Source organism: Colwellia sp. F1, assembly GCF_056238625.1.
This window is the reverse complement of the sequence record NZ_JBWDLI010000010.1, coordinates 93,273-112,001: the sequence shown is the minus strand read 5'-3', so window position 1 is coordinate 112,001 and position 18,729 is coordinate 93,273. Positions and strand designations below refer to the sequence as shown.

Genomic DNA, 18,729 nt, shown 5'->3' with positions numbered 1-18,729 from the left:
TTTATATTAATATCAGTAATACTTACTAAATTTGCCATAAGCTAGGATTAATAAAGCCTAATCGTGTATCAGCTAATAAAGAGAGTTCCTCACTTGTTACAGCTAAGCTCCTTGCCTGCTGGTAAGCGGTTACTACTTCAGTTAATTGTTGTGTATTACAGACCCCAATAACTAATTTTTCAATGACAGAGTCAACTGGATATCCGCCTTTCTTCTCTTTGTTAAGCGAATCTTGTGCCAATAGTGCGAGTGCTAAGGCTAATTTTGAGCAAGATAAATGCTGAGCTAGTGCACTAAAAGCTTTAAGCTTATGTTGGTAAGGGGCAAAGTAAGGACTTAGTTCTTTTTCTTCAATTAAGAGTAGACCTTGCAAAAAAAGCGATCTCGCATGCAGTTTAATTCGTTTATCGCAACATAACTGAATTATATTAGGGGAGAGAAAACGTTGGTCAAAAATATTAATTGGCACTTGCGCAGTATCAATTGAGTAACATTGCGCTATCGCTATTAATTGTTCAGGGCTATAGACGGATACGCCAATATTTTTTACGAGCTGCTGTTCTTTAAGTGAAGCCAATTGAGAAAATAACTGCAATCTATTTGGGTGTGCAAGTAAATTATCGGCTTGATGAAATAATACTGTCTCTAGTTTGTTACAGTGTAAATTAACGAAGCTTTGCTCAATAAAAGGCAGAATAGAGCGTTGTTTTGCCGTTAATGCCGGTATTTTACTGATTAAGTTAAAGTGCTCACTAGCACCTAGCTCACCGAGTGTTTTTTCACTGTCTCCATAAGCACCTGCGCAGTCTAACGTGTTAATACCTAAAGCTATCGCCTGTTGTAATATGTCGTTAACTTGGCTCGGCGGCACTTGTCCTTGCTGATTGCTAATACCGTAATCTAAACCAAACTGAGCAGTACCTAAGGCCAACTCCATTAGTTTTTACCTGTAACATTTAGCCTGTTGTCTACTTTTTTCATTTCAGTTAATAAGGTTTCAATAATGTACGCTTGTGCTTGTGCGCCTAAATTTGGGTATAAAGGTAATGATATTGCCCGTTGGTAATATTCTTCGGCAATAGGAAAATCGCCGACGTTAAAACCTAATTGTTGATAATATGGTTGTGTATGAACGGGAATATAATGCAGGTGCGCGCAAATGTTTTTTTCTCTGAGCGCGGTAATAATGGCTTTGTGTTTAACTTTTTGTAAACCTTGTTCAAGCTTTGGTAATAGCACTATATATAAATGATAAGAAGAATAAGCGTCTTTAGCTGGCGTTAAACAGGTCAAAGAAGAATTGGCGAAGGCGCGGTCGTATACTTTTGCTAATTCATTTCTTTTATTAACAAATTGTTCTAATCGATTTATTTGGCTAAGGCCTAAAGCCGCTTGTAATTCAGTCATGCGGTAATTAAAACCTAAGCCAACCTGTTGATAATACCAAGGGCCGTGAGAAGACTCGGTCATGCTTGCTTCATCAGACACTATGCCATGGCTGCGAAGTTTTCGCATTGCTTGAGCGAGTGTTTTATTATTAGTTACCGCTAAACCACCTTCAGCTGTGGTGATAATTTTTACCGGGTGAAAACTAAAAACGCTAATATCAGCATATTGGCAGCTACCTACAGGTTTTCCTTTGTATGAGGCGCCTATGGCATGGGATGCATCTTCAATAATATTAAAATGATATTTCAGTGATAAGGCATGTATCGCCGCCATATCACACGATTGCCCCGCAAGGTGAACCGGAATAACCACCTTAGGTAAAGTATTAGTTTTTTTAGCAAGCATTAGCTTATTTGCTAACGCATTAACGCACATATTGCCTGTGGTTAAGTCAATATCAACAAAGTCGACTGTCGCGCCACAATATAATGCGCTGTTGGCCGTGGCGACAAAGGTGATTGGCGTGGTCCATACGAGATCACCTTTGCCCACGCCTAGGGCTAAATTGGCGATATGTAAGGCAGAAGTTGCGCTATTTGCTGCAATGCCAAAACGGGCTTGGCATTTTTGCGCAATTGCTTGCTCAAATAACGGTACTTTTGACCCTTGTGTTAAAAAGTCAGAAGTTAAAACGTCTAACACAGCATTGATATCGTCTTGGTTAATATCTTGTTTACCATAAGGGATCATAGCACTCATTACAGTTCTGCTAAGTCATTAAAGTCGAGTAGTTCTTGTGTTGACAAAAAACATTCATTGTTCAAAGAGTTGTATTCATAACCATGAGCAACTTGTTTGCCTTTTTCATTAAGCGCATTGATAGTGAAATCGTTACTGCGGCTTGAAAAAATGATGGATGGTGCTATAACAAAATGGTCGTCATATTCAAAGGTGTGATAAGAGTCGTCAGACGGGCACATAATTTCATGTAACTTTTCACCGGGACGAATACCAATAATTTTAATCGGTAAGTTAGGTGCCATGGCTTTAGCAAGATCTACTATGCGCATCGAAGGAATTTTAGGCACAAAAATTTCACCACCTAGCATACGTTCAAAGTTTTTTAGTACAAAATCTACGCCGTCTTGTAAAGTGATCCAAAAGCGTGTCATTTCATCATGAGTGACAGGGAGTTCGGTTGCGCCGTCATTAATTAACTTTTGAAAAAAAGGCACAACAGACCCTCTAGAGCCAACAACATTACCATAACGCACGACAGAAAATAATGTACGGTAACCACCTGACATATTGTTGGCGGCAACAAATAATTTATCGGAAACAAGTTTTGTCGCCCCATATAAGTTGACTGGGTTTGCTGCCTTATCGGTAGAGAGTGCAATGACCCGCTCTACATTATTAGCAAGGGCTGCGGCAATAATGTTTTCAGCTCCCTTTATATTGGTTTTGATACACTCGGTAGGGTTGTATTCAGCCGCAGGTACTTGCTTTAAAGCAGCGGCATGGATAACAAAGTCAACACCATTCATCGCTTGTATCAAACGTTCTTTATCACGGACATCACCAATAAAGTAACGCATGCAAGGCTGATTAAACTCTTGCTGCATCTCAAATTGTTTAAGTTCATCGCGAGAGTAAATAATTATTTTTTTAGGTGAGTAGCGCTCAAGTAGCGTTTTAACGTATTTGTTCCCGAATGAGCCAGTACCACCAGTGATGAGAATGCTTTTATTGTTGAACATTGCTTTAGATACCTATTGGGTTGTTTTTATTAATTATTTATTCTCTAATATAAGCATATAATATACCAATTAACTTTTTAATTGAATATAGCCTTTACGTTTTAGGTTTGTGGTACTAGAAGTTAATAGATAAGCGTCTGTTATGTGCTAGCTAAAGGGTGTTAATGTAGTGTTTTTACAAAGTGTGTCGTGATTTAGTTAATAGGTTCAATTAATACTTTTGATAAATATCCCTGACTTTACTGCTTTGTTTTAACTTTTTTATTTGCTGTGCTAATGCTTGTTTATTATTTTGTGATAACTCAGCCAGTTGCTTATCAAGCGTAACTATTTCATTAAGCATTGTTAGTTCAGCGCTAAGCTGCTCTTGTGTATACTCTTTAAAAAGTTGGTTAATAAGTGAGTCACGCACTGAGGTTAAGTTCAGTAATTGCTCATTACCTATCTGTTGCTCAGTACTGGTCGATAAGTTGTCTGTTAATAACGTTTCATCATTAACATTAATCACTTGGCGCAGTTGCATATCAAGTTGCGACAGTAGCTGTTGTGATACTTCAATGATAGCATTAAGCTTGGTATTTATTTCGTTGGGCTCAGTGTTAAACACTAAAAGCTTACCTTACCTTGCTCTTCAAGCGGAATTGAATCCCAGCCTGATTTGATAGGAATAATAATCAGTGCAATTTCATTCAGTAACTCAATATCATTGGTACTACTAGCTTCAAATAATTTCTCTGAACAAAAGGTATACAAGGCAGACAAGTTACTTGAAATCTCGCCCCCTTGCTCATGGTCTAATGCGCCTTCTAGTACACCTAAAATAGCGATGGCATTTGAGATTTGCGCCCCTTTCTTGGCATAATCTTTTTGGGTAATAGCCCCTTTAGCTGTGGCAATATTATCCAATAATTTTTGAAACAACATGGCGACTAATTGGTAAGGAGAGGCCTCACCCGCGTTACTTACCGTTGTTTGTTGATACTTTTTTAATGATAAATGAGCCATTTTTTACTCCAAAAATAGTAATACCAATAAGGTGTTAATATAGTGTATGTTTACCATGGTTGAACTAGTTGTTCTATAGTTCAAAGACTGTATAGTTCATACACTTTATGTGGTAAGTGGCGCTTAATTAGCTGCCACTGTATTGGTTGCTATTGCGTTATTATTAATGACAACCGCAAGGCCTTCAGCTTGTGCTTTTTTAAACGCTTCAATTAGCACAGCGTGATTAATGCCTTCAATATTTTCAATAAGACCGTTATCAGTAATTTCAATGTTATCCCAACCTCGCGCGACCAGATAACTTTCTATCGCCTCTAATTGACTATTGAGGTCATCACTTTTAACAAACATATTAAAACCATGTCTATTACCTTTACCGTGTTCGCCATTGATAACCATGTATTCAGCACTACCATTTAATATAAGCATGTTATTTCCCATTGAATTGCTAGAGGTAGAATGTCTTATTCATAAACTGTGCCATTATTTTTTAATAGCCATTGGTTTGGTATGTTGAGCATATTAGTTTAACGCTTAACGTGTCAACGTTAAGCTGTAATTTTAACGTATATAATCATTATCGGCAGCCTTTATATTTTCTTTATTATTTTTATAAAGAGAATGAACTGATAATGGGGGTAACTCTTATAAAGCGACAAAAGAATGACAAACAAAGCGCTTGTTAGTGTCAATTTTTTGTTGCCAATTTCTAAGTAGTTGTTAAGATAATCATTAGCTTTACTCTAATCGATATAATTAACAGTTGCTTATGAACTCAATACGTCATCCTCAAGGTTATAAACAAATTCTTATTATTGATGATGATGCCAGTAGGTCGCATCAAATGGCAACGGTGTTATCTTTTATTGGTGAACACTTTCTTCAGTGCACGCAAGCACAGGCTAGTAAGTACCTCCAGGAAAGTGAGCACTTGCTAACTGCTATACTTTCAGGTGATGTGTCACCTGAAGTAGTGCAGCTTGTTGAGCAAAACCCTAAAGTCCCTTTTTTATTGCATGATGTTATTGATGCTAATGTTTTAACGGGTTACGTCAATATTATTGCTAGTGTAAGTACACCATTAAACTATGCCCAGCTCACGGAGTTGATTCACCATTGCCATCAATACCATAATAAATTGCCGCGCACAGGGCAAAAGTTCCACTCAAGCGCCTTATTTCGCTCACTAGTTGGTACAAGCAAGCTAATGCATGATGTGCGTTTTTTAATTGAGCAAGTAGCAAAAAATCCAGCCAGTGTCTTAGTGCTAGGAGAGTCAGGCACAGGGAAAGAAGTGATTGCGCGCAATATCCATAACTTGTCTGACCGTGCCCAAGGTGCTTTTGTGCCGGTAAACTGTGGCGCAATTCCAGCCGAGCTATTAGAGAGTGAGTTGTTCGGTCATGAAAAGGGCGCATTCACTGGCGCTATTTCAACGCGCAAAGGGCGGTTTGAACTAGCAGAGGGTGGTACGTTATTTTTAGATGAAATTGGCGATATGCCACAGCCAATGCAAGTTAAGCTGTTGCGAGTATTGCAGGAGCGAACATTTGAACGTGTTGGTGGCAGTAAAAGCTTAAAAGCAGATGTGCGTATTATTGCCGCAACCCATCAAGACTTAGAGTCAATGATCAAAACAGGCGATTTTCGTGAAGACTTGTTTTATCGTTTAAATGTTTTCCCTATTGAAAGCCCAGCGTTGCGAGACAGAAAAGAAGATATTCCTTTACTATTAAAAGAATTACTCACGCGCTTTGAGCAAGAGCAAAAAAGAACGGTGCGCTTTACTGACAAAGCGATAGAGTCACTAATGGAGCATGGCTGGGCAGGTAATGTACGTGAATTATCTAATTTAATTGAGCGTATGTTAATTATGTACGGCGACCAAATTGTCGATGTAGCTGAGCTCCCAAAAAAGTACCAACATATAGAGGTAGAAGAATACACACCTCAATACCCTGAAGAGTTACAAGAAAGAGAAGCGATCAACGAATTGTTTGGCGACTTTGACGATGACGACGATGAAAGTGATGAAGCTGACAGTGAAACTGGCGATCAGTTTATTGATGAAGCAAGCAGCGACACTAGCATTAACACAAGCGGCGTGTTGCCAGCAGCAGGGATTAACTTAAAAGAGCATTTGGCTGAGTTAGAAGTGTCACTTATTTCACAAGCATTATATAAGCATGATTACGTTGTTGCCCGTGCCGCTGAAACTTTAGGTATGCGCAGAACAACTTTGGTTGAGAAAATGCGTAAATATCATTTACAAAAGCCAACCGAATAACGTACCCCTTGCACAGACTTTATTCTCTCACACTGTTTTCTATCCTCTCAACTAATAGCGCTAGCAAGTCGCTAAAGCCAAAACTTTGACAGCAAGGTTTTGTTGTAGGCTATTGATAAATAAAGTTAAAATATTGGTACACAAAGTGCATCATTCAACATGAACTAAATTTTTATTTGGATGTTGATTTTATGGCACTTGCACAGCACTTTATCGCTAACAATGGTTTTAACCCAGTAACACCCACTTTGCCTGCCCATGCATTGGCCAAAACAACCTTGTTAGAAAAAGAAGCCTTTCCTGGTGAGTTAGCCGCATTACGTGCCCAAGTAGCTGAAAAACAACAAAGTACTAAAGACTATCAAGCGAAAAATAAAGTAGCGGCTGAACAAATGTCGTCTACAAATGCTTCACATGCAGCGATGAACTTTGCACAGCCCCAGCTGCAGTATTCTGGTAATACACAAATGGCAGATGAGCTTATTGAAATGATGCCAACTGGCCTTGTTATGCTCGATGGTAATGGTGTGGTAGTTAAAATAAATAAGGTTGCCCGTGGTTTACTCGACGAACCCATTTTAGGGCAACCTTGGTTTAGTGTAATAGCGCGCTCATTTAAACCCAGAGCAGATGACTGGCACGAAGTATCACTAAAAGATGGGCGTCGAGTAAAGTTAGAGATTGCCAGCTTAGGTGAGCAACCAGGTCAATTGATCATGATCACTGACTTAACCGAAACACGCTTATTGCAAGATAAAGTCGGTCAAATGCAACGGTTATCATCTTTAGGTCGTATGGTATCAACGCTAGCGCACCAAATTCGTACGCCATTGTCTGCGGCTATTTTATATAGCGCTAACTTGTCGAATAAAAACTTGTCTAGTGAGTCGCATGCAAGCTTTCAAAAAAAGCTTACGTCGCGGTTACATGATTTAGAGCAGCAAGTGAACGACATGCTGTTATTTTCAAAAAGTGGCAATGAGCAAGTGGTTGAGTCGATATCAGTAAACGACTTAATTAATAACTCAGTTCAGTCAATGGAAGCTTTAACCAGCAAAGTTAATGCACAAGTAAATATAGGCTTACCCGAGAGTGACTGTACTATCTTAGCAAACAAAAATGCTTTAACAGGCGCAATTCAAAACTTACTCGATAATGCATTGCGTGCAACTAACTCCCCCCAGATTGAGCAAGCTATTATTAACATTCAAGTGTATCAACAAAACCAGTCGGTTTACGTCAGTGTAAAAGATAATGGTGCAGGTATTAGTAGTAAGAATATAGATAAAATATTTGAGCCTTTTTATACCTCTAGCAGTAAAGGGACTGGACTCGGTCTTGCGGTAGTTAAATCCGTAGTAGAGGCTCATCAAGGGCAAGTTAATTACTTGGGTAAGGCAGGAGAAGGTGCACATTTTTGTATAAAGCTACCTTTATTAGGACAAGCAGCTGCAACACAGGCTCAGCCAGTACAAACAGCAAACCAACAGGAGAAGTCTCATGAGTCAGCATAAAATATTAGTGGTTGAAGATGATGCCGGTTTACGAGAGGCATTGATTGATACGCTTACATTAGCACATTATCAATGTATTGAGGCCGACTCTGGCGAAAGCGCGTTACTAGCACTGAAAGCGCAATCTGTTGATATTGTGGTAAGTGATGTACAAATGGGCGGTATGTCAGGGTTGTCGTTATTAAAAAATATTAAAGTCAATTACCCTAATTTACCGGTGTTATTGATGACAGCTTACGGCACAATAGATGATGCTGTACAAGCAATGCAAGATGGTGCTTGTAACTATATCGCTAAGCCCTTTTCGCCGGAAGTATTGCTGAATATGGTTAGTCAGTACATTCCATTGTCTACAGTCAGTAAAAATACACCAATAGTCGCTGATAAAAATAGTGTAGAGCTACTGAGTTTAGCACGTAAAGTTGCTACAACAGACGCTTCGGTCATGGTGCTTGGTCCAAGCGGCTCAGGTAAAGAAGTACTTGCACAATATGTGCATAATAACTCACCAAGAAACCAACAACCTTTTGTTGCGATTAACTGTGCGGCAATCCCTGAAAATATGCTTGAAGCAACACTATTTGGCTATGAAAAAGGTGCTTTTACTGGTGCAATTCAAGCGTGTCCGGGTAAGTTTGAACAGGCGCAAGGTGGCACTATTTTACTTGATGAAATCACTGAAATGGACTTAGGCTTACAGGCTAAAATTTTACGAGTATTGCAAGAGCGCGAAGTTGAGCGTTTAGGCGGAAGAAAAACAATAAAGTTAGATGTTAGGGTGATCGCCACTAGCAATAGAAACCTTCAAGAAGCAGTAAGCCAAGGTGATTTTAGAGAAGACTTATACTACCGGTTAAATGTGTTTCCACTTACTTGGTTACCTTTGGCTGAAAGGCCAGGAGATATTATCCCGCTAGCACAACATATCGTGTCTAGTCATTGCCAAAAAAAGGGTGATAAAATTGCTGAACTTAGCGCAGCAGCTCGCAGTAAATTAAGTGCTTATCATTGGCCAGGTAATGTACGTGAACTTGACAATGTAATCCAAAGAGCATTAATTTTGCACACAAATCAAGTCATAGATGCAGGTGATTTACTGATTGAAAGTTTTGAAACAGCCAGTATTGACAGTCATAACAAAGCCGTGGTGGTAGACGATAAACTTGGCAATGAATTAAAACTACAAGAGCACCAGATAATTTTAGATACGTTACATGCTTGCCACGGTAGCCGAAAAGAAGTTGCCGAGCGCTTGGGTATTAGCCCAAGAACTTTACGTTACAAAATTGCAAAAATGCGCGACTCAGGTATTAAAATACCGGCGTAGTGTGAATGTTAGTTTTGTTAGCGTTTTATTAACCCCGTTTTTTAGCGGGGTTTTTCACGTTAGTTGCTCTTTAGCGCTTAACTTTATACCCCACACTTAACTCACAACACTTAACTCTTAAAAGTCAATTAGCCTTAAATTTCTTTTGGCATTATGCTTGCATGCTTACTAATTATAGATAATTTTTATTGCGTTATAACAATAAATTGACACAAGTGAGATGACCATGGACATAAGTACTAATTCTTTATTTGCACAAATGCAAAGTATGTCATTACAAGCATCAGGCAACCAACTCCCTACGGTTGGCGGTGATATGCAAGGCGTATCAGGTGTTAATGCTACCGATAAAATTAATACTTCTAGTAATGACTTTGGTAATTTACTTAACGATGCATTACAAACAGTACACGAACTGCAACAAGATACAGGCGCAAAAAAAATGGCCTTTGAAATGGGCGACGACAGCGTTACTTTAGGTGATGTAATGATTGCCTCATCAAAGTCAGGCGTTGCCTTAGATGCCACGGTACAAGTGCGTAATAAGTTTGTTGAAGCTTATAAAGAAATCATGAGTATGCCTGTTTAGCTGGTAGGGTAGGTTGAGGGGGAAGTAGCAAACTAGCACCCAAAACCAACAACTTACAGCCTAGCGCTAAAAATAACGTAGTAAGCGGAGAAATAAAGTGGCAGATACAAATTCAATGGTAGCAACTGATAACGATAGTACAATGCTCGCTAATGATTCAGGTGATGATAATGCTATGCAAGAGCAGCAATCAGGCTTTGCGGCTATGTTAGGTAATGCTGATACGTTACGTCAAATTACGTTGGTGGTGGCGTTATCAATATGTTTAGCAATTGCAGTGTTTGTTATTATGTTGGCTAATGAGCCTGAATATCGTTTCTTAGCTAAACAACCCACTGAAGAGCTCATTAAAACCATGGATTTTCTTGATGCAAATAAAGTAGATTACCGTCAAGAAAACAACACATTGTCTGTACCAGCTGATGAATACCAAACAATAAAGTTATTATTGGCCCGTGAAGGTTTATCAACTGAGCCATCACAAGGCGAAGATATGGTTATGAAAGACATGGGCTTTGGTGTTAGTCAGCGTGTTGAACGTGAACGCTTAAAATATGGCAGAGAGCAACGTGTAGCTAAAACAATAGAGCAATTACAAAGTATTTCAAAAGCGCAAGTTTTACTCGCTATCCCAAGAGAAAATATTTTTGCCCGTCGCGAGAAAAACCCTTCAGCAACCGTAGTGCTTACTTTGCAACGCGGACGTTTATTATCAGTGGAAGAAGTTGATGCTGTCGTCGATATAGTGGCTTCAGCAGTGCAAGGCTTAAGCCCAAACCGTGTCACAGTGACCGACCAAAATGGGCGGTTATTGAACTCAGGTAGCCAAAGCTCCGTTTCGGCTCGCTCACGTAATGAGCTTGATATAGAGCAAAAGCGTGAAAAAGAATACATGGACAAAATAGATAATATTCTAATTCCTGTCGTAGGCTTAGGTAATTATACCGCGCAAGTTGATGTTACAATGGACTTTACTAACGTAGAAGAAACTGCACGTCGTTATAATTCAGACTTACCCGCACTACGTAGCGAAATGAAAGTAGAAGACAGTACTGTTGGTGGTTTATTAGGGGGTATACCAGGCGCATTAACGAACCAGCCCCCGCTAGAATCTGCTATTCCAGAAAATGCACTCGGTCAGCAACAAAAACCTTCACCCAGTAGAAAGCATACAGAATCCACTAAAAACTATGAGCTGGATGAAGCTATTAGTCATACAAAACAACAAACGGGTGTTATTCGCAGAGTAAGTGTGTCGGTAGCCCTAGATTATGTAGACAGCGCAATACCAACTCCAGATGCCAGTGATGAAAATAGTACAGAAACGCAAGCATCTGCAGCAGCTAAACAGCCAAGAAGTGTGACAGAAATTGCTTCTATTCGCCGCTTATTGCAAGGCAGTATCGGCTTTGATCTTCAACGTGGTGATGTATTAGAAGTCATTACCATTCCATTTAACCGGGTTGATTTTGGCGAAGATGATGTTGCCCCTATGTGGGAGCAACTTTGGTTCTTAAAACTTGTTAAGCTTATTATGGCTGCCTTGGTCATTATTGTATTAATTATGGCGGTTGTTCGTCCCATGTTGAAACGTTTAATTTACCCAGACCAAACACCACAGGATTACGGTGATAAATCACTTGATAGCCATATAGACCTTGGTGATGAAACCATGGATATGCTAACCTCAGACTTCGATGCGGGTAACGTTGGTTTTGCTTCAGATGGTAGTTTACAATTACCTGATCTTCACCGTGATGAAGATATATTAAAAGCAGTGCGAGCCTTAGTTGCTAATGAACCTGAATTGTCGTCTCAAGTAGTTAAAAGTTGGTTGACCGAAGATGAGTGATGAATATCAAGTAGGCGGAGACCTTGCCGCTGCAAAATCAAATTTTGACATCAATAAACTAGAAGGCAGTGAAAAGGCTGCGATTCTCTTATTAAGCTTGTCAGAAGAAGATGCTGCACAAATTTTAAAACATTTAGAGCCAAAACAAGTACAACAAGTTGGTACGGTTATGGCGGCAATGGAAGACTTTACCCAAGAAAAAATTACCGCTGTACACAAACAGTTTATTCATGACATTCAAAACTTCTCAACTATTGGTTTTCAAAGTGAAGATTTTGTGCGTAAAGCATTAACCGCAGCGCTAGGTGAAGATAAAGCGGGTAACTTAATTGATCAAATTGTGATGGGAGGAGCCTCTAAAGGGTTAGACTCTTTAAAATGGATGGACTCTAAGCAGGTTGCTAATATTATTAGAAATGAGCACCCGCAAATTCAAACTATTGTGCTCTCTTATTTAGCACCAGAACAATCTGCTGAAATCATGAGTCAATTTACGGACAAAGTACGCTTAGATTTAATGATGCGTATTGCTAACTTAGAAGAAGTACAACCAGCGGCGCTACAAGAATTAAATGAAATTATGGAAAAACAATTTGCTGGCCAAGCTGGTGCTCAAGCAGCCAAAATGGGCGGTTTAAAAGCAGCGGCTGATATCATGAACTACCTTGATACCAATGTTGAAGGTATATTGATGGACTCTATGCGTGAAAACGATGAAGAGATGAGCCAACAGATACAAGATTTAATGTTTGTTTTTGAAAACTTAATTGATGTTGACGACCGTGGTATGCAGTCAATATTGCGAGAAGTTGAGCAAGACTCATTAATGAAAGCCATTAAAGGGGCTGATGAAGCACTTAAAGAGAAGTTTCTTAGCAATATGTCTAAACGTGCCGCTGACATGTTAGTGGATGATCTTGAAGCCATGGGGCCTGTACGCGTTAGTGATGTAGAAATTGCACAAAAAGAAATTCTTGCGGTTGCTCGTCGGTTATCTGACGCTGGTGAAATTATGCTGGGCGGCGGCGGCGGTGATGAGTTCCTATAGCCAATATCTAGCAGTATTTGTAATGAGTTAACCCTAAAGCAAGCGATATAATTACACCATGAAGAGTGCAGTATTGCGAATGCATTAATCAAGGTTAACATATATAAAGGTCAAGACATGAGCCAAACCCCTTCACACATTATAAAAGCAAACCAATCTAAAGCATTAGATGTTTGGTCGTACCCAAAGGTGCAAGCAGTTGAGACTGAAGAACAAGCAAGTCAAACCAATGCGTTAGGTAAAAAAAACAATTGGCGATTTGAACCACCCGAAGAAGAAGTGATTGAGCCAGAGCCACTGACCGCTGAAGAGATTGAAGCAATTAGACAAGCCGCGCATGAAGAAGGCTTTGAACAAGGTAAAGAGGCAGGGTTTAGCCAAGGTTATGAAGAAGGTAAAGCGCAAGGCATAGAAGCAGGTACAGCTGAAGGCCTGGAGCTAGGGACTGAACAGGGGTTAGCCCAAGGTAAAGAAACGATTGACTCCTTAAGTGAAAGCTGGGAGAACCTAATTGAGCAGCTACATGCCCCGTTAGCCAGTATTGAAAAAAATGTTGAAGAGCAGCTATTACATTTAGTGGTGCAATTAACTGAAGCTGTTGTTTTACAAGAAGCAAAAACAAACCCAGATATTTTAATGGCAGCGATTAACACAGGCATTAAAGCATTACCAAGCAACGAAACAAGCACGCAAATATACCTTAACCCAGACGATATTAAACGAGTAGAGCAACAGTTTGGCGCAGAGCACATAAAAGAAAGTGGCTGGAGATTGTTGCCCGCGCCGCAATTAACCCCAGGCAGTTGTCAAATAGAAAACAGCACTTCTAATATCGACTTACAGATGAAGTCTCGTTTAAAGCAAGTGTTAGAGTCTTTTTTGCAAGAAGCATTACATCAATAAAGGAAGCGATAGGTGCTAGGAAGACATAGGTGCTAGTGAAGAAGCGAGACACTAGGAGAGCCTAGCGCCTAAAATTTCCCAACAAGGTAATTTAAACAATGGTCGATAGCCAACGCATCAGTGACAGATTAAAAAACACTCAACAATATATTCAGCCCTTTAAGGAGCCGGTTGCCGGGCGTTTAGTGCGCGTTGTTGGTTTAACGCTAGAAGCTGTAGGTGTTAAAGCGCATATTGGCAGTCAGTGCATTGTAGAAACAGCCCATGGAGACTTACTCGCTGAAGTTGTTGGTTTTGCACAAGAAATAACTTACCTCATGCCAGAAGAGAGCTTGCGCGGGGTTTTGCCAGGCGCTAGAGTGCTTCCTATCTCAAATAAAATGCAGTTACCGCTGTCTATGAATTTGCTCGGGCGAGTAATTAACGGCATAGGAAAACCCCTTGACGGAAAAGGCCCTATTCAGACAGACGAAAACTATAAAATAAATACCAGTCCAATTAACCCCTTGTCACGACGTGCAATTACCGACCCGTTAGATGTTGGGGTCAGATCAATTAATAGTTTTATTACCGTAGGCAAAGGCCAACGAATGGGGCTGTTTGCCGGCTCAGGAGTAGGGAAAAGTGTACTCATGGGGATGATGACTCGTGGCACCACTGCTGACGTTATTGTTGTTGGCTTGGTAGGGGAGCGTGGCCGAGAAGTAAAAGAATTTATAGAAGAAATCTTAGGGGAAGAAGGGCGTGCTCGCTCGGTAGTTGTTGCCGCTCCTGCTGATAACTCACCGTTAATGCGACTAAAAGGTTGTGAAACAGCGGTACAAATAAGTGAGTATTTTCGTGACCAAGGGCTCGATGTTTTACTACTGTTAGACTCATTAACACGGTATGCACAAGCGCAACGAGAAATAGCCTTAGCGGTGGGCGAGCCTCCTGCAACAAAAGGGTATCCCCCTTCTGTATTTTCTAAATTACCCCAGTTGGTTGAACGCGCGGGTAATGGCGGTGAAGGGCAGGGCTCAATCACTGCGTTTTATACTGTGCTAACTGAAGGGGATGATTTACAAGACCCTATCGCCGATGCTTCTCGCGCTATTTTAGATGGTCATATTGTGTTATCAAGAGATCTGGCCGATGCAGGGCATTATCCTGCCATTGATATTGAAGGCTCTATTTCGCGTGTTATGCCTATGGTTACCAGCACAGAGCACCAACAACTTGCTCGCCAATTAAAACAAATTTATTCACTATACCAACAAAACAAAGATCTGATTGCCATTGGTGCATATACCCGAGGTAATGACCCTAGAATAGACCAAGCTATTAATGTACAACCGGTAATAAACTTTTTCTTACAGCAACAAATTCAAGAAGTTATACCTTACGAGCAAAGTGTACAGCAGTTACAAGAAATTATAGCGGCGGCAACGGCGAATAGTCAGAGCCAAAATGCACAAGCATAAATTTTTACGTATTAACGGCTTAAGGAGTATGTATTATGGCGACAAAAAATAATCAACAACTACAAACCTTATTAAAATTTGAACAAAGTAAAACGGAACAAGCCGAAAAAGCGTTACGTAATGCTGAACATGATTACCAGCAAAATGTCATTCGTTTACAAAGCGTTTCAGATTACCGGTTAGAGTATATGTCAAGGCTCAGTGAACGTACCATGCTCGGCTTAGATAGCGTTACTTATAATCATTATCATGCCTTTATTAGTAAACTTGACTATGCCGCAGAGCAAGTAAAAATTGCCATGCATCAAGCGAAAGCATTAGCTGAACAAAGTAAGCAAGTGTGGATAAAACAGCGAGAAAAGGTACGAGCTGTAGAAATGTTAGCCAGTAAGCGCAACGCTGCCTTAATGAAAATTGAGGCTAAAAAAGAACAAGGCATGTTTGATGAAATAGCCACGCAACAATTTTTACGCAGAAAAGTGGGGCGTTAATATTGGCAATGTTGAGAATAATAGGGCTGACCGTTACAACGGGTTTAGCATAACGACGCCAGCGCTTTACCAACCCTTTTATAAACTAAGCTACTGCTAGGCGAACAATGCTAAGTTGCACCTGCTTAACCACTTCTCCTAACCTTCACTTCCCCTCGTTCTAGTTGTTAAATGTATAGTGTGGAACGATTATTGCTTGGTTTTAAATAAATACGGTAAGAGAAGCTGAGTAAAAGATCTTTTTAGCTTTTACTTTATATAGACAGATTTTAGCGATTGGGACCATTATGCAACAACTCAATATTTTATCGATTAACGCGTCACCAAGTGTTGACAAGAAAAACGATGTATCCGCTTTCACTCCTGCGCTGTCAAAGGACGACTTTTCGCAGCATATTGATGTGCAACTAGCTAAAAACAAAGAGGTTAGTGAGTATACGGATCTTGAACTAGCACAAAGTGATAAGATAAAAACAGCGCATACATTGTCTGAACAAGCAAAACTTTCCCACGAGCAACAAGTTGCCGATGAACAAGAGCCGTCTTCTCATGCCGATACAAGTGAACAAGTCACGACCGCGCAAGAAGTTGCCGCAAGCGGCAATAACGAACAGCAACTAGGTAAAGTTGCTGTTGAAAAAGCAGATGAAGCACGCGATGAATCAGACTTGTTAATGTCTTTTTTAACCAAGGTTGATAAAACATTGGTTGCAAAAGGAGCGTCTGAACAAGAACTAGCACAAGCGCAAAGCTTAGCTGAAGCTAAGGTGACAACAGCAGAAAAAGAAACAGATAAACTATTAAAATCAAGTGGCTTAGCTGCAGAGTTATCAAGTATTGCTAAGGCGGTAACGACCACGCCAGAGTCGTTATCAGCCGCGTCTAGCGAACAAGGAAAAACAATAGCTACACCAACACGATTGACCCAGGCTGGCAGTGAAACCAGCAATTTAAAGGGAGAGAGAGAACAAAAAAGTAGCAAACAATTAATTGACACTAGCATGCCAACCGGCGTGGAAAAAGTGGATGATACCAACACCACCGACGAAAAGCTGACAGGTTTAAATAATAATAAAATACAGAAAGAAGCCAACGCTAGGCAATCAGTTAACCTTGAGCAAGACATAGGCAAAGGGGGCAATACCAGTAAAGAAGCTGCAGCGTTAGGGCAGCAAGTACAAAGTATTAATTCCCAACAGGTGTTAATGTCGTCTAGTAAAGAAGTAAGTGCAAGTAATTTAACACCATCCCCCAAAGTAGCAAATGTTGAAAAAGTAACACTCGCGCAAAGCCCCATTAAAGTAGAAGCAAAGCTTAATGAACAAATTACTAGGGTAATGAAAGGAGAAGAAGGCTCCGCTAAACTAGACGCCCAGTCAGCTACTAATGCGACGAAATTAGAGGGAAATGCTGGGGCTCAAAGCATGGTTGAGCAAAATTCGCGTAGTAAAAACGCTGCCGCGCAAAATTTAGCTTCCCAAATGATGAATAAAAATTCAGCACCTCCTAGCGCAGAAGATGCTTCTGTAGAACAGGCGACTAAAGAAACTAATGAGGCTGAGGGAGAAGCGGAAGTTAAGGTGAAATCTGAAGCCGACTTTATGGCGCATAGTAAAGCAGTAAACCGTGAGCAAGCAAGTGGGGGAAATGTTAGCGTGATCCCTACAACGCCCGCAGAGACAACTTTAACAAGTGGTAACTTTATTGGTCACGCGAATCAAACGATACAAGAGGCGTATAATGCAATAGAACAACAGTCTGCTGAAGCGCTCACCTTAACCAATACCAGTGATGTGTCACAAAGCCAAAAAAGCAACATACAATTGCATCATGAAACTATTTCAATTTTTAGAAAAGACTTCGCTGACGCAGTAAAAGACAAAGTGATGGTCATGATTTCACAAAAATTACAGCAATTTGATATTACCCTCGACCCACCAGAATTAGGCAATATGCAAGTGCGAGTTAACTTACAAGGGGAACAAGCAGCGGTTAACTTTGTTGTGCAAAACCAGCAAGCGAGGGAAGCACTCGAGCAAAACATGCAAAAATTAAAAGACATGCTAGCAGAACAAGGTGTTGATGTAGGTGATGCTAATGTTGAACAGCAGTCACAACAATCAGATACCGATGAAAAAACAGCTGACCACGAACATACCCAGCGTCAATTTATGGGCGAAACGGCAGCAGCAAGTGATGTGGTCGCGCATGATTTGTCTGTAATAAAACAGGATGGATCGGCTCAGGTTATCGATTATTACGCATAAAGCAGACTATACTAATAAAACTGCTGATAAATTAGGCTAAATAGCACTAAGTTGATGAAAACACATTGGCTAAAATGCTATTCAAGGATATAGTTTACTGGTAGTTAAGGTAGCGTTTTATAATATTTACTCATATAGCAATAAAGGTAACTCATGGCTGACGAAAAAGGTACAGAAGCTGATTTAAAAATTGATGGTGGTGGCAAAAAGAAAAAAATAATCATCATTGCTGTTGCGGTGCTCGTTATATTGGCGGGGAGTATTGGTGGCTATTACTTTTTTATGGGTGATGATAGCAAGGTAGCGTCTGCGCAAGCAGGCTCTGAAGAGGTGTTAGCTTCTACTGATGGCGCTGAAGGTGGAACAGACAAAAGTGCCGTTGCGCAAGTAGGAACGGCATTATATGTCCCTATGCCCAGACCGTTTCGTTTTAATGTACCAGGCGCAGTGCGTGATCGTTTTGTGGAAATTCGTGTGCAGTTATTAGTGCGTGGTAGCAAAAATGAAGAAAATGCTAAAATGAATATACCGTTAATTGAAAGCAGCTTATTAAATATTTTTTCACAAGCGAATGCTGATGACTTATCAACCAGTCTAGGTAAAGAGGTGTTAAAGGAACAAGCCCTTACTGCGGTGCAGTTGGCTATGAAAGACCTTGAAGGCGATGAAACGGTTGAAAAAGTATTATTTACCGGTTTTGTCATGCAGTAAAAAATACAGTAAAGAAGGCGCAAACAAGGTATTGCGTTTTCAATTGTTAGTTTTAAAGCACAATAACGCCAACGTTGTTTTTGCAATATAGTTTAACCAAGCAACCAAAGCACTAGCTAAAAT

Annotated in this window: 17 protein-coding genes; 11 read left to right on the top strand and 6 right to left on the bottom strand. The window is 40.2% G+C overall.

Features of this window, described 5'->3' with window-relative positions:
* Window positions 1–25 precede the first annotated feature (25 nt).
* The 6 genes from AC0UA9_RS11205 to AC0UA9_RS11180 form a co-directional block, all read right to left on the bottom strand.
* Window positions 26–937, bottom strand: a complete 912-nt coding sequence (locus AC0UA9_RS11205; protein ID WP_475660074.1) for an aldo/keto reductase — start codon at window positions 935–937, stop codon at window positions 26–28.
* Entirely contained in the window at window positions 937–2,139 is a 1,203-nt protein-coding gene (gene pseC, locus AC0UA9_RS11200) for a UDP-4-amino-4,6-dideoxy-N-acetyl-beta-L-altrosamine transaminase (protein ID WP_475660215.1), read from the bottom strand. Before pseC ends, AC0UA9_RS11205 begins: the two co-directional genes overlap by 1 nt.
* 8 nt (window positions 2,140–2,147) lie before the next feature.
* Window positions 2,148–3,149 (bottom strand): UDP-N-acetylglucosamine 4,6-dehydratase (inverting), encoded by a 1,002-nt coding sequence (pseB, locus tag AC0UA9_RS11195; RefSeq protein ID WP_475660072.1) that lies wholly within the window; start codon window positions 3,147–3,149, stop codon window positions 2,148–2,150.
* 211 nt (window positions 3,150–3,360) lie between these two features.
* Complete coding sequence (locus AC0UA9_RS11190; RefSeq protein ID WP_475660071.1) at window positions 3,361–3,756, bottom strand: hypothetical protein; 396 nt, start codon at window positions 3,754–3,756, stop codon at window positions 3,361–3,363.
* A complete protein-coding gene (fliS, locus tag AC0UA9_RS11185; protein WP_475660070.1) occupies window positions 3,756–4,154 on the bottom strand; it encodes a flagellar export chaperone FliS in 399 nt (132 codons plus the stop codon). The genes AC0UA9_RS11190 and fliS overlap by 1 nt, the downstream gene beginning before the upstream one ends.
* A 123-nt stretch (window positions 4,155–4,277) precedes the next feature.
* Window positions 4,278–4,583, bottom strand: coding sequence for a hypothetical protein (locus AC0UA9_RS11180; RefSeq protein ID WP_475660069.1), 306 nt, complete (start codon window positions 4,581–4,583; stop codon window positions 4,278–4,280).
* Between the two features lie 340 nt (window positions 4,584–4,923).
* Between AC0UA9_RS11180 and AC0UA9_RS11175 the strand changes: the two genes are divergently transcribed.
* From AC0UA9_RS11175 to fliL, 11 genes are all read left to right on the top strand, one after another.
* Entirely contained in the window at window positions 4,924–6,441 is a 1,518-nt protein-coding gene (locus AC0UA9_RS11175; RefSeq protein WP_475660068.1) for a sigma-54 dependent transcriptional regulator, read from the top strand.
* A gap of 191 nt (window positions 6,442–6,632) precedes the next feature.
* Window positions 6,633–7,955 carry a sensor histidine kinase gene (locus AC0UA9_RS11170; protein ID WP_475660067.1) on the top strand — a complete coding sequence of 441 codons (1,323 nt, stop codon included), beginning with the start codon at window positions 6,633–6,635 and terminating at the stop codon, window positions 7,953–7,955.
* Window positions 7,942–9,282 carry a sigma-54-dependent transcriptional regulator gene (locus AC0UA9_RS11165; protein WP_475660064.1) on the top strand — a complete coding sequence of 447 codons (1,341 nt, stop codon included), beginning with the start codon at window positions 7,942–7,944 and terminating at the stop codon, window positions 9,280–9,282. The genes AC0UA9_RS11170 and AC0UA9_RS11165 overlap by 14 nt, the downstream gene beginning before the upstream one ends.
* Window positions 9,283–9,508: 226 nt before the next feature.
* Complete coding sequence (gene fliE / locus AC0UA9_RS11160) at window positions 9,509–9,871, top strand: flagellar hook-basal body complex protein FliE (RefSeq protein WP_475660063.1); 363 nt, start codon at window positions 9,509–9,511, stop codon at window positions 9,869–9,871.
* 115 nt (window positions 9,872–9,986) lie between these two features.
* Window positions 9,987–11,723 carry a flagellar basal-body MS-ring/collar protein FliF gene (gene fliF, locus AC0UA9_RS11155; protein WP_475660214.1) on the top strand — a complete coding sequence of 579 codons (1,737 nt, stop codon included), beginning with the start codon at window positions 9,987–9,989 and terminating at the stop codon, window positions 11,721–11,723.
* Complete coding sequence (fliG, locus tag AC0UA9_RS11150) at window positions 11,716–12,771, top strand: flagellar motor switch protein FliG (RefSeq protein ID WP_475660061.1); 1,056 nt, start codon at window positions 11,716–11,718, stop codon at window positions 12,769–12,771. Before fliF ends, fliG begins: the two co-directional genes overlap by 8 nt.
* A 117-nt stretch (window positions 12,772–12,888) precedes the next feature.
* A complete protein-coding gene (gene fliH / locus AC0UA9_RS11145; protein WP_475660060.1) occupies window positions 12,889–13,674 on the top strand; it encodes a flagellar assembly protein FliH in 786 nt (261 codons plus the stop codon).
* Window positions 13,675–13,772: 98 nt separating this feature from the next.
* On the top strand, window positions 13,773–15,137 hold the full coding sequence (fliI, locus tag AC0UA9_RS11140) for a flagellar protein export ATPase FliI (RefSeq protein WP_475660059.1): 1,365 nt from the start codon (window positions 13,773–13,775) through the stop codon (window positions 15,135–15,137).
* Window positions 15,138–15,172: 35 nt separating this feature from the next.
* The gene (fliJ, locus tag AC0UA9_RS11135) at window positions 15,173–15,628 is read left to right on the top strand and encodes a flagellar export protein FliJ (RefSeq protein WP_475660058.1); all 456 of its coding nucleotides are present in this window, start codon (window positions 15,173–15,175) and stop codon (window positions 15,626–15,628) included.
* Window positions 15,629–15,915: 287 nt separating this feature from the next.
* Window positions 15,916–17,895: a flagellar hook-length control protein FliK gene (locus AC0UA9_RS11130; RefSeq protein ID WP_475660057.1), complete on the top strand. Its 1,980-nt coding sequence runs from the start codon at window positions 15,916–15,918 to the stop codon at window positions 17,893–17,895.
* 153 nt (window positions 17,896–18,048) lie between these two features.
* Window positions 18,049–18,606 carry a flagellar basal body-associated protein FliL gene (fliL, locus tag AC0UA9_RS11125; protein ID WP_475660054.1) on the top strand — a complete coding sequence of 186 codons (558 nt, stop codon included), beginning with the start codon at window positions 18,049–18,051 and terminating at the stop codon, window positions 18,604–18,606.
* Window positions 18,607–18,729: the final 123 nt, after the last annotated feature.

Excerpts from the sequence above, each read along its gene's own strand:
- fliI (WP_475660059.1), top strand. The coding sequence starts at position 13,773 with ATGGTCGATAGCCAACGCATCAGTGACAGATTAAAAAACACTCAACAA.
- fliS (WP_475660070.1), bottom strand. The coding sequence starts at position 4,154 with ATGGCTCATTTATCATTAAAAAAGTATCAACAAACAACGGTAAGTAAC.
- AC0UA9_RS11175 (WP_475660068.1), top strand. The coding sequence starts at position 4,924 with ATGAACTCAATACGTCATCCTCAAGGTTATAAACAAATTCTTATTATT.
- pseC (WP_475660215.1), bottom strand. The coding sequence starts at position 2,139 with ATGATCCCTTATGGTAAACAAGATATTAACCAAGACGATATCAATGCT.
- fliE (WP_475660063.1), top strand. The coding sequence starts at position 9,509 with ATGGACATAAGTACTAATTCTTTATTTGCACAAATGCAAAGTATGTCA.
- AC0UA9_RS11170 (WP_475660067.1), top strand. The coding sequence starts at position 6,633 with ATGGCACTTGCACAGCACTTTATCGCTAACAATGGTTTTAACCCAGTA.
- AC0UA9_RS11205 (WP_475660074.1), bottom strand. The coding sequence starts at position 937 with ATGGAGTTGGCCTTAGGTACTGCTCAGTTTGGTTTAGATTACGGTATT.
- pseB (WP_475660072.1), bottom strand. The coding sequence starts at position 3,149 with ATGTTCAACAATAAAAGCATTCTCATCACTGGTGGTACTGGCTCATTC.
- fliH (WP_475660060.1), top strand. The coding sequence starts at position 12,889 with ATGAGCCAAACCCCTTCACACATTATAAAAGCAAACCAATCTAAAGCA.
- AC0UA9_RS11180 (WP_475660069.1), bottom strand. The coding sequence starts at position 4,583 with ATGCTTATATTAAATGGTAGTGCTGAATACATGGTTATCAATGGCGAA.
- AC0UA9_RS11130 (WP_475660057.1), top strand. The coding sequence starts at position 15,916 with ATGCAACAACTCAATATTTTATCGATTAACGCGTCACCAAGTGTTGAC.
- fliG (WP_475660061.1), top strand. The coding sequence starts at position 11,716 with ATGAGTGATGAATATCAAGTAGGCGGAGACCTTGCCGCTGCAAAATCA.
- fliF (WP_475660214.1), top strand. The coding sequence starts at position 9,987 with ATGGTAGCAACTGATAACGATAGTACAATGCTCGCTAATGATTCAGGT.
- fliJ (WP_475660058.1), top strand. The coding sequence starts at position 15,173 with ATGGCGACAAAAAATAATCAACAACTACAAACCTTATTAAAATTTGAA.
- fliL (WP_475660054.1), top strand. The coding sequence starts at position 18,049 with ATGGCTGACGAAAAAGGTACAGAAGCTGATTTAAAAATTGATGGTGGT.
- AC0UA9_RS11165 (WP_475660064.1), top strand. The coding sequence starts at position 7,942 with ATGAGTCAGCATAAAATATTAGTGGTTGAAGATGATGCCGGTTTACGA.